Consider the following 12,379-nt stretch of genomic DNA (forward strand, 5'->3'; position numbering starts at 1 on the left):
AAATATAACGATGGGGTAGTATTAGCAAACAACAACTTTGCTAGTTAAGCGGTTTCGGTCTGTCTATCTGCTACCAACTGCTTACCGCACTTCACCAGTAGACGCTGTACCACATGTGAGCGATATTCACGGCTGGCTCTGACATCAGTCATAGGCGTAACGTCTGCAGACAAGACTTGTGCTGCTTGCTCAAAACTCGCAACTTCTGCCGCTTGCCCCACGAGCGCTTGCTGACAGGTTGTGGCTAATAACGGTATGGCGGCCATGCCGCCAAGTCCAATCTTTGCATTCTCTATCGTCATGCCATCTGCTGACACATCAATTCGCGCCGCTAGTAAACAAGCAGAAATATCATCTTCGTAGCGTTTGCTAATTTTATGAATAAATAAGTGCTGATTGTCATGCATCAGAGGAATATGGATAGCGACTACGTAACTGCCTGCTTGCAGTTTGGTCTTTTTATAATCTAAGAAAAACTCTGATAAAGGTATGATCTCATCAATATAGATCGCATCGCTATTATCTGAATCATTACCTGACTCTCGACTATCAGGCGCACAATGACGCAGATGAATTGATGCATCTAACGCCAATAAAATCGGTGGTAAATCACCAATTGGAGAAGCGTTGGCTATATTGCCACCGATGGTGCCCATATTACGGATTTGCGGAGAAGCAATACGCTCAAATACTTGCGCAAAGCTTGGAAAATACTGCTCAAGCACAGGCAACATCTGCTGATAGCTCATGCCAGCGCCCAGTACTAGTGATTGGCTAGAAGCTTGCTCGTTATCTGACCCTTCATTGCTTGAGTCGGACTTTGCGTCAAGTAGTGACCATGACTTTAGTGCCTCAACACCTGAAAGCTGGATAATGACCTCGTGATCAACCAAATGCTGGGTTACACTCAATCCCAAATCCGTACCGCCTGCCCAAATCGTAGCTTTTGGATTAGCCGCTAATACTTGATTAAGCTCATCTAGTGACTTAGGCATATATAACTGTCGCCCAGCATCACTGATTACAGGGGCAATCGCTTTCGACTCTTCATTCTTTAATTCGACGTTATCTAGCACGTTTTCAGATACTGCTGATTCTTTTGTACTACGCATCGCGTCTGTGGCTAGACTGATAGTCAAGTCTTTCACCGCTGACTGCTCCGCCTCTCTCTGCTGACCGATATCACTCATCAATAGGCCAGCCTCGATAATTGGCCTGTAGCCTGTACAGCGACATAGATTGCCAGAGATTGAAGCAACCACTTCATCATAGCTTAGTTGCTTGGCATAGTTCTGACTTGCTGTCTCTTGACTTGTCTGCATACGATTGTTTTCGTAAACACAAGCCAGCGACATCACAAACCCAGGCGTGCAAAAACCGCACTGTGATCCATGACATTCAACCATCGCTTGCTGGGCTGGATGCAGCAGAGCACGTTCTGGATGATGTTCTGGATTATCTGCTAAATAAGAAGCCGTCATCAGATGATGACCATCCATAAGCGACACTAGCGTAATGCAGGAGTTGACTGTATAGAACGGTGGCGTCACATTTTTTTCGTCGCTATTTTCATCATTAAGCGCTGGCTGACTAGCGTTAGGCAGGCGCTGAACCATTACGGTACAGGCACCGCAATCACCACTACCACAGCCTTCCTTCGTATCCGTTTGGCCTTCATGCAATCGTAGATACTCAAGCACCGTCGTATTAGGGTTAAGCTGGGTTAGCTCGTGGCGTTTCCCATTTAAGTAAAAACTAATCATAGCAAGACTCGGCTAAAATAAAATAATGAAGATAAGCATAAGGCTTAAGGAATTTGTTGGCTTAAATGCTGAACGTAAGTACTTGGTTCATATCGTGGTGCAACCGTTCAAGTACGGTTATTCTGTTTTATTTGCTAGTACACTCTTAAGAGTTAAAAAAATCAGTACATCGCGCTTTTTAATATCAGGTAAATCGGTTGCAAATATCAGCAAGCATCAAACAATTTTGTTAGAAAACTCGTACTGTAGGATACTTGACTATTTGGTCAGCTTTCAACATATTATCACTATTCTTATTTATAACACAACCCGTTAAAATGCCTATAGATACTATCGAATAGTTGGCAAATAATTGATGAATATCTTAAATCTAAGGGAATATCTATACGTTTTGTAGACTTTATTCACTGCTCAGCTACTCAATATTAGACATTGTTTTTATAAACAGATTTAATTTTATACATAATAAATTAAACGAAGCGTTAGATAAGCCATACTATAAACAGCTAGATAGCCTGCGTAAGAACAGTACCGAATATATATCGCCTTTAACTGCTATGAACAGCTGATTTTTATATATAATGTCTGAAAATAAGCCTGACTCTTCACTGTTGTGACTTCTAATGATAAGTAATCGTGACATATCGTTGGGCTAAAATCGTTTTCGAGATATTAATATGAAGTCATTTGTCTTTACCTATTTGCTAGTAGCAACGATGCTATTAGGAGGTTGTCAATCGTTTCAATTCGTTGACAGTCCTATCCCTGTGAAGCCCGCCCCTACTAAGATTGCCGCTCCATAAAGCAGCCTAGCTATTAATAGCACTTATCGCTCAATAAAAATTGGGCACAAAAAAAGCAGACATCAATAATGCCTGCTTTTTTATTCGATTGCTCTGTCGGTTCTAGCTGTTTTTAGAGCTTAGTATCAGCTGGTTGATGCTTAATAATTGTTTTGGCTAGATGATCACCAAACCAAATAGCAGTATCAATATCGCCCGAACCTGGTGTCTCTTCAGGTGGGCCATCAAGCGACTGAGTCATTAAACCCAAAAAGCTAGACAGACGGTTTAAGTCGTGAGCCTCATGACCTGTCGGCATCAATGGCAGACCAATCCAATTCATACCATGTTGCATCGCATATAGGGAAATCTGCTGCAATACAGCAAGTTTATCACCACTCAGGCCGCCCGAATTGGCAAACGCTGCTGCCCATTTACCCTCCCATTTACGATGATACCAACGCTTAGATGTCTCATCCATAAAGGTCTTAAACTCAGCCGTCACACTGCCCATATACACCGCACTACCAAAAACCAGCAAATCTGCCTGATCTAAATAGTCCCAATCAACATCATAAACATCGACAGCTTTGGCTTGCGCTTCTGGCAATTGCTGATGCGCACCTTGTACTATCGCCTCAGCGACACGCTTGGTATGACCATAGTTACTATGGAAGATAACAGCGATTGAGACATTAGGCCCGTTATCAGTAGGTGTAGAGGTGTCAGACGATTTAGCAGGTGTATTCATACATACTCTAATAATAAATAATTGGTTGAATAGTAAAGCTTATAAAATATTGATATTTAGCCACAGCCGACAGTTAGTGGCCTTATTTTCACTGGTAAATACTTATCGATAACTCAAGCTCTTAAACTATCAGGCGATACGATACAATAGAATCAAATAACGCTTTTTTGAGTCAATTTAACTGGTAGAAATATCAATGGTGATGGAGCAATCGCATAGTCTTTATACGGCAGCATATACATACCAGTATATATGCGATGAACTTCATTGAATTCAAGCCCATTGTATCAGACGTATTTTCGTTTTTAAGTTATTTATTAAAGTCTGACTAATCAGATCACATATACTTTTAATATATTTTGTATAAATGGGTCAGTCGCATTAACTGATGAAATGGTAAAAACCATTCTGTGATAGCTGATAAGCCTATAATTATCAGCACTATAGATAACTATTGATATAAGACCATATACACAGCAGCCCATTTATTCCATATAGTCATATACTAATTCTATTTTTTCTAATCTTTCCGTATTTACATTAATGACAATAGGATTATGATGTAACGCTTCTTACTGCTTAACCAAATTAACAGAAATACAGTTTCCAATTCTGCAAACCTGCGCAATTATACTCATATAAATTCTTATAAAAATGATATCTGATAACATCATCGGATAAGGAAGCTATTACCTTGACTACTCTCGTTCAACCTGTAAACGACACAAAAGATCCTATCGTCAGAGATGATCTGGCCTTAAATGCACCGCAAAAATCCTTGATTATGGGTGGTGGCATCATAGGATTGATAGTGCTTGTGTATCTATTAGCCACTCAACATATCTCTCAATCATTGCTACTTGGGATAGGTCTTTTGTTAGGCTATACCCTTTTTCATGCCCGCTTTGGCTTTACGTCTGCTTTTAGACGTATGATGTCAGTGGGTAACGGTCAGGCGATGCGTTCACACATGCTGATGCTGGCAGTTGCTGTCACGCTGTTCGCGCCTATTCTTGCTTATGGCACGACGCTGTTTGGTGGTCCTGTTACAGGTTATGTCGCACCACTAGGGGTTAGTTTGGTCGTCGGCGCATTTGTATTTGGTATCGGCATGCAACTTGGCGGTGGCTGTGCCTCTGGTACGCTCTATGCGGTAGGCGGTGGACGCTCTGTTATGTTCATCACCTTTATTTTCTTCATAGTGGGCGCCACGATTGGGGCTTATCACTTGCCATTCTGGACAGAAGAGATGCCTGCTTATGCACCTTTCTCTTTGGCAACCTCTACAGGTCTTGGTTATACAGGGGCATGGCTGGTGTCGCTGGCCATATTCGGCATTATCGCATGGGTAACATTAGTCGTTGAGAAAAAAAGAAACGCACCAAAGATGGCACCAGTGCCTTCTGAGTCTGGCTGGAAACGAATCTTCCGTGGTTCTTGGCCGCTATTTGCTGCCGCAATCGTTTTGGCTTTACTTAATGGTCTGACATTACTTACACGTGGTCAACCGTGGGGTATTACGTCAGCATTTACATTATGGGGCTCTAAAATTGCAAGCGGCTTTGGCATGGATGTGGCTAGCTGGGGCTACTGGCAAGGCGCTAATGCAGCGGCGCTTGAGGCTTCTATATTTGCAGATTCGACCACTGTATTAAATATCGGCATTATCATTGGCGCGTTTATCGCCTCTGCTGCTGGTGGCTTGTTCAAGTTTACTAAGATTACTGCAGGTAACTTTGCAGCATCGGTCATTGGCGGATTGATGATGGGATATGGCGCACGTCTCGCGTTCGGTTGTAATATCGGCGCTTACTTCGGTGGTATCGCTTCTTTTAGCTTGCATGGTTATATCTGGGGCATACTGGCAATGGCAGGTACGTTCTTGGCACTGTATTTACGTCCTCTATTTGGCCTGTCAGTACCAAAATCTAGCGACTCCGTTTGTTAATACAAATTTCGTGTTAATACAGACCTTGTATTAATACAAATGTAGCACTCAAACAAAAAAAACAGCAGAATAATCTGCTGTTTTTTTATTGTTTATCACTTCCTTGCCACTACTCATTATTATATAGTCAAAGAAATCTAAAACAGCTACAAGGCAGCCGACCGTAGATTGTATATATAGTACATCTAGGGAGGGTAACACCGTAGCAGTTTAGTAGTTCGCTGACTATAAAGCTGCTAGCGACGGACGATGACCAGTGCCATCCGACCCGTGGCAGGTTGCTGCATATGAGTCTGGCGGCGATACGAGTAATAGTGAGTATCTGCGTAACTACAGTCAACAGGCAAATTATTCATGACTGTAGCACCAGCAGCTTCTAACTGCATGGCAGCAAGCTTCGGTAAATCCAGCTTTATCTTGTCATCATGAGACGATATAGAAAATAGCGACACAAAGTCATCAATATGCTTCTCTGGCAACGTCTGGTTGACTATACACCCATCCAATAACTTATCGCGAACGTCTGTATTTACTTCATAATTTTCCTGACTGATACACACTCCTATCCAAGCTTGTATAGGGCCTGAATCAGTAAAGCGACTAACAGTCTCTTGTATCACACCGCAGGCCAATCCTTGCCAGCCTGCATGAATCGCTGCGATTTTGCCACTGGTAGGCTGATATAATACGATAGGCACACAATCTGCCGTCATGATTGCCAGACCGCGACCACTTTGTTGACTGACCATCGCATCAGCAGACATCGGCGCCATATTTAACGTAGTAGCATCGACGTCATGAATGTGTTTGCCATGAACCTGACTGACCCAATGCAAGCGATTAATGGCTATATTCTGCTCGTTCTGTGCAGACTTATCTGTCAGCTGCTCATTGATAGCAGCCAATAGACTCATGCGGTTATCTAATACTTGTAATGCATTATCATTGACATGAAGACCTAGATTTAGCTCACCGTAATTTGACTGGTCTTCATACCCTGTACGCTGGTTTTTAGTAGCAGAGTCATCAATATCATCATGCACAAAAGCAGCTGTCTGAAAAACAGCCACATTATCAATTTGCGCAATCATTGTCATCGGTAACGTGTTCGTCATGGCTGCTCGCTCTCACCTCTCATCTAGTAAACATTAGCGTTTACTCTTCATAATAACCGTCGCTGAGTACGGCCATCAGTTTTTGCATATCTTCAGGTAGCGGCGTCGTCACCTCAATGTCCTCACCTGTCGTCGGATGCACGAATCCTAACGTATAGGCATGCAGTGCTTGGCGCGGGAAATTATTAATAGCTTGGCGCTGAGCTTCTGTCAATCCAGAACGCAACTGACGACGGCCACCATAGACACGGTCACCGACTAGTGGATAAGTAATGTGACTTAGATGCACACGAATTTGATGCGTACGTCCAGTCTCAAGCCCAACATCTAGTAGACAGTAGTTTTCGTTCAATGGTGTGACATTTAGCAGATGCGTTACTGCTTCACGGCCAGCGGTCATCACCGTCATCTTAGTACGCTGGTTACGATGTCGACCAATCGGGGCATCGATACGACGATGACGAGATAAACTTGCTTGGTCCCCTGCTACCACACACTTATAGTGACGATAAACAGACTTGTCTTTTAGCTGTTCCATCAGTGCCATCTGAGCAGGTTTGGTTTTGCCAATCAATAGCAATCCAGAGGTGTCTTTATCAATACGGTGTACGAGACCTGCACGCGGTAAATGATGCTGCTGAGGATAATGATATAGCAATGCATTGACCAAAGTGCCGTTTTGATTACCCGCGCCTGGGTGAACCACCATACCGACAGGTTTGTTGATTACTAATACGTCATCATCTTCATAGACGACATCGATATCTATGTTTTCTGGCTGGTCTTCACCATGCTGCTGTAACGTCGTTGATAGATGCAATACGTCATCTGCTTTGACACGGACTTTCGGTTTTTGAACACTGCCGTTATAGAGCAGACTGCCGTCAGTGATCCAGTTCTGGAGTTGTACACGCGAAAAGTCCGAAAACGCTTGTGAGGCGACCTTATCAATACGCAGACCAGCCTGATCTTCTGTGACCACATGCGTCATATCTACAATCACTGGCACAGCTTGACCCGCTACTGGGGCTTCATCGTCGTCGCCGTCCATATCGCTGTCATCAATATCATTATCATCAATGTCACTATCGTTCAGACCATTACCATCATCGATGAGCAACTCTTCATTATCAAACGCATCATCATGCACTTGCTCATTTATTACTGGTTGATTATCAGGTAGCTCATTATTGTTCAAAACATCATTTGGCATTGGTGACTCTTGTGCTGATGAATCAGTATCTAGCGATTGATTCGGTGATAAATTGGTAGTCATGGCATCATTATTCATAGCGGATTGATACATTGATACGTGGCAAAGCCCCTGACAGTGTTTTGTGAGGTGACTTCGAAGATAGTATTATAAATAGCAGTATAAAAAATTGTCGTTTTTTGCCTATAAATAGCAGATAACAACCTTCAAGGTACAAAAAAGCGAAGACAATACCGCTCTAGTGTATCATGTCGCACGCATAAGCCCTATAGAAGCTGCATGCTATCTGATAATTTTTGAGCATACCTTTGGGCTGTAAGATGCCTCGCTTAACTCTCTAGAACATGACATTGCTGTAATTTACTGTATATTTACTCATGCTAGCGACATTCGATATCGCTCGTGACAGCCGCTCATGTTAAACTGCCTATACAATATAGATGGCGAAAAAATAGACGTAGCAAATGTTATTCTATAAAGTATAGCCATGTTTTGCTGTATGCTATGGCACTGTATGCGAATGCCGTATTTAGATACAGTATAAAAATAGCATTGGGTTTTGTTGACCGTGTTTGCCATTTAAACCGTTTGACTATGGCTAAATACATGTGGTCTATGACTGACTTACTATACAAGCACTATGTATCAGACCCAATCTATCAGTACAATACGTCATAACAAAAACTGCATTCGATAAAAAATTTTTGCTGGTGGATCGCTGACTATTTAGCGTCGTTTTTTATCACTAACCTTTTATATAGCATGATAGCGCCGCTGCTATTATGCGTCTTGTGTCGGAGAAGAAGTATGCAAGCTGTTGGCAATACGTTTATCAAACTGTCCTCAATAACCCTACTGGCGCTTAGCGTCAATCTAGTGGGTTGCCAGACTTTCAAAAATCTAACTGGCGCCAAAGATGGTGAGGCAGTAGAAACAGCTGAAAAATCAGAGCAAGGGTATTATAACGAGGCCGTCAATCAGATTGACAAAGGTCACTATATCCAAGGTATCGAAGAGCTGACCAATCTGCGCACATTCTACCCAACCGGACAGTACGCTGAGCAAGCTTTGCTTGACATGATGTATGCACAATACGAAGGCGACAAGTATGAGATGGCAGCAGCAAGTGCTGAGCAGTTTATCCGTCTCTACCCATCTAACCCACAAGTCAGCTACGCCTACTATGTGCGCGGCGTTGCCAATATGGAAGGTTCATCTGAGAGCCTAAAACTCTTTAAACTGAACCAAGCTGAGCGTGATACCGCGTATTTGCGTATTGCCTTTGCCAACTTCCAAGAGCTTATCAATAAATATCCAAACAGCCCATATGCACCAGATGCCGCTCAGCGTATGACGTTCATTTACAATCAGTTTGCTGAGAGCGAAATGAGCGCAGCCAACTGGTATATCGAGCGTGAAGCTTATGTAGCAGCGGTTAACCGTGCCAAATGGGTATTCCAGTACTACCCGCTAAGTGAGTCAACACCAGATGCTCTTGCGGTACTAGCTTATAGCCATGAAAAACTTGGTCTAACCGATTTGGCCAATGAATACAAAACGCTGTTGCAGATCAACTACCCAGAAATGCTAACCAGCAACGGTAGTGTGAAATTGAGCACCAAACGTGACCGTACTTGGCTCAATAAGATCACCTTTGGCAAGCTTGGACGTTCGAACACGACTGACAAATCAGTCGCGTCTGGCGAGTATAACGGCGCAACCAAGACACAAATGATTCGTAATGCAGCCCAGTTGAGACTAGCAGGGACAAATACGACGCCTGCCAATACTCCAGTCGCCAATAATGCTGCTGCGCGTAATGGTATTAGCGTAGGCCTAGGTCTACCTGAAGCGTCAGCTGAGCGCGTGACCAGCCAATCAAGTACTGGCTCGACTGCAAGAGAAGCCAACGTCGATCCCTTAAATACCAATCCAACACGTCGCACTACGCTAAATGACGACAGTGTGAGTGATATGGATAATAATTGATTACCTTAAGTCTTTTAGCCTAGCCAACACTGTCTGTATTCATTGATAATAAGGTCAACATTATGTTGGCCTTATTTTTCTAGCAGTACCTTATTACCTCTGCCCCAACATAATCGACCTATGGTAAACTGTTTTTTGTATGAGCATTCCTAACCATATTCTTGAACAACTAAATAGCCAAGCTGACCTGATCAGTATCATTGGCAAACACACCACGCTTAAACGCGCTGGTAGTGAATATAAAGGCTGCTGCCCTTTTCACGGTGAAAAATCGCCTTCTTTTTATGTCAATCCACAAAAAAACATCTATCACTGCTTTGGCTGTAGCGTCGGTGGCAATGCCATCAGTTTTTTGCGTGATTATGAAAATTTGACATTCATTGAAGCGGTCAATGAACTATCAAAGCAAACAGGCATCGAAGTACCTAAAGAAGAACAGCAAAACGTTAGTTATCAACGTCGCGCACCCAAACCTATTGCGCCGCCGCCTGTGCACAATGTACCTAACCCAACCGTAGAACATAGCAAAGTAAATCAAGACAGTACAAATAAAGACAACCATCAAAACAATCGTCAAGACAGTCATCAAAACAATGTCGCCCAAAGCGACCAAAACTACATCGACCAGCCCATTTATAATGACAATCAGGGCTACGAGAATTTCCCGCCGTTAGAGGCGTATGATTCAGCGTCCTATTCGATGGACTCGTATTCCTCAGAGCCGTATTCACCAAACCATTCAGACGACAGTGGCTATCCGCCAGCATGGCTGACAGATACCGATACTAGCGCTGGTATGCAGGACGCTCATGGTATTGAGCAAAGCGATGATAAAGATGGCAATCTATATGAGCTACTAGAACAAATCCAGCAATTCTATCAGCACAACCTAACCACGCATCCCCATGCCAAGCACTACTTTTTATCGCGCGGTATCACCGAAGACATCTTTGAGACCTTTGGTCTTGGCTATGCACCATTTGGTTGGCAGCATCTTGAGCATCAATTTCCGCAGGATATTGATGGTCTAAAAGCCTTAGGATTGGTACGTCAATCAGAGTCTGGGCGTGACTACGATCTATTGCGCGACCGAGTCATCTTCCCAATTCGTGATAACCAAGGCCGCACTATCGGTTTTGGCGGTCGGGCACTCGATGACGAAGTAAAGCCTAAATATATCAACTCCTCAGACTCGCCCGTCTTTCATAAGCAGCATGTACTATACGGCTATTATGAATCACGTCAGCAGCGTGCAGATAGCTGGCTGGTAGTCGAAGGCTATATGGATGTGATAGCCCTTTATCAAGCAGGTATCTATGGGGCAATTGCCTCGATGGGTACAGCGATTAATGAAAGCCAAATATCGCGTCTACTGACACTCAATCCAACGCTTACTTTGAGCTTTGATGGAGATAGCGCAGGCCAAAAAGCCGCTTGGCGTACACTTGAAGTTGCACTGCCTGTACTAGCCGATGATAAAGAACTACGGTTTTTAACCCTGCCGAACAATCATGATCCTGATACTTTTATTAAGAGTCAGGGCAGCGATGCCATGCGTGAGCAAATCGCTAATGCCATGCCGCTATCACAGTATATTTTTGCGTATTTGAGTGAGCGTTATGACATGAGTCTGGCTGAAGGCAAAGCCAAGCTCATGTCTCAAGTACGCTCGTTGACGACCGCCTTGCCCAAAGGCAGTAGCTTTCGCTATTTGCTCAACAATGACGTTTATCAAAAGCTTGGCGGTAAACGCAGTCAAAATGTCGAGGCCAAAGATGCGCTGCTAGATTTTGATGGTGATATGACCATCAGTCAGCAATTGCAGCTGTGCTTTTTGTTTCAGCCGCGCGCGTTAATCGACGACCCTATTGAGTCGATTTGGCAACAGTCAGGGATTAATGGCTTACACCTACCTGCCCATATCAAACAAAAAGCATCACCTGATACTCTGCGTCCGCTTGCCTGGGAAGACTTGCAAGATGCTGCCCTGCTAGACATCGTAAGCACTATCAAGCGCTGTCTTAATTACCTACCAAAAGACGTTAATGCAGCGGCGCATTTTATTTTATCGAACGTAAAGCCTGCAACCCAAGACATGCTCAGCCGTAATTGGGGCGGCTTCTATAAAGCGCTAACCGCACGCAATATTTTGGGGCTTGATGGCCTAATCGAAGAGCTAGTCAGCCAGCTGCTTGAGCGCAACATGAAGAAAAAAATACAAGAGCTGATACAGAACCCAGATCATATTAAGCTTGCGATCGTCCGTAAACAAACCCAATTATTGAATGATTGGCTACGGGCACAGCAGGCAGAGCAATCGGCACAGATGGTCACTGTGCAGTCTTAATGTTTAATTTCAAATGTTGACCCTTTAAAAGTCTAGCAGCTGCCCCCACTACTAATGATTATACCCAGTAGCATGAGTCGCTCCCAAATCATTTGGCTGATGGCAAATAATCAGTAAAAAATGGTCGGTAGCTATCACTAGCTCGTGCTTGACGACTGTGGTCTGTGTTAAACTGTGTCGCTGTATATTGACAGCACTGCTTGGTGAATGATTGTGAGCATGCATCGTTAAGCACAAATTTTAGGTATTATTTTTACGTATCCGCTTTTAGATACTATTTTTTAAGTACTGTATTTTTTTAAGTACCATATTGAAGTCTTTTTAGCTTTTCTAATTTTTAGCTGTTTTTCAGCATTGTTATTGTAGTGTTTTGAGCCTTTATTCATATCAACTCATTTTTGATATTATTGACAACCTCTACGCCATATTTTGATCAATCGATTGATAAGATCAACGCAAAGAGCGAGCGAT

The 12,379-nt window shown here is 43.3% G+C and carries 7 protein-coding genes; 3 read left to right on the plus strand and 4 right to left on the minus strand.

Annotated elements, in window-relative coordinates; genetic code table 11:
* Positions 1-44 precede the first annotated feature (44 nt).
* Together ACTXGF_RS22050 and ACTXGF_RS22055 are read right to left on the minus strand one after the other, a co-directional pair.
* Entirely contained in the window at positions 45-1,763 is a 1,719-nt protein-coding gene (locus ACTXGF_RS22050; protein WP_443532780.1) for a xanthine dehydrogenase small subunit, read from the minus strand.
* A gap of 915 nt (positions 1,764-2,678) precedes the next feature.
* A complete protein-coding gene (locus tag ACTXGF_RS22055) occupies positions 2,679-3,296 on the minus strand; it encodes a flavodoxin family protein (RefSeq protein ID WP_443532779.1) in 618 nt (205 codons plus the stop codon).
* A gap of 694 nt (positions 3,297-3,990) precedes the next feature.
* Between ACTXGF_RS22055 and ACTXGF_RS22060 the strand changes: the two genes are divergently transcribed.
* Complete coding sequence (locus ACTXGF_RS22060) at positions 3,991-5,244, plus strand: YeeE/YedE family protein (RefSeq protein ID WP_443532777.1); 1,254 nt, start codon at positions 3,991-3,993, stop codon at positions 5,242-5,244.
* Between the two features lie 236 nt (positions 5,245-5,480).
* On the opposite strand, the gene ACTXGF_RS22065 is transcribed toward ACTXGF_RS22060, so the two are convergent.
* Together ACTXGF_RS22065 and ACTXGF_RS22070 are read right to left on the minus strand one after the other, a co-directional pair.
* On the minus strand, positions 5,481-6,359 hold the full coding sequence (locus ACTXGF_RS22065) for a purine nucleoside phosphorylase YfiH/LACC1 family protein (protein ID WP_443532775.1): 879 nt from the start codon (positions 6,357-6,359) through the stop codon (positions 5,481-5,483).
* Between the two features lie 40 nt (positions 6,360-6,399).
* Positions 6,400-7,455, minus strand: coding sequence for an RluA family pseudouridine synthase (locus tag ACTXGF_RS22070; protein WP_413786726.1), 1,056 nt, complete (start codon positions 7,453-7,455; stop codon positions 6,400-6,402).
* 924 nt (positions 7,456-8,379) lie between these two features.
* Between ACTXGF_RS22070 and bamD the strand changes: the two genes are divergently transcribed.
* Together bamD and ACTXGF_RS22080 are read left to right on the plus strand one after the other, a co-directional pair.
* Positions 8,380-9,561, plus strand: coding sequence for an outer membrane protein assembly factor BamD (gene bamD / locus ACTXGF_RS22075; protein ID WP_057759574.1), 1,182 nt, complete (start codon positions 8,380-8,382; stop codon positions 9,559-9,561).
* Positions 9,562-9,700: 139 nt separating this feature from the next.
* Entirely contained in the window at positions 9,701-11,908 is a 2,208-nt protein-coding gene (locus ACTXGF_RS22080) for a DNA primase (RefSeq protein WP_443532772.1), read from the plus strand.
* Positions 11,909-12,379 lie beyond the last annotated feature (471 nt).

This window comes from Psychrobacter sp. 1Y6 (genome assembly GCF_052258385.2).
Classification (GTDB): domain Bacteria; phylum Pseudomonadota; class Gammaproteobacteria; order Pseudomonadales; family Moraxellaceae; genus Psychrobacter.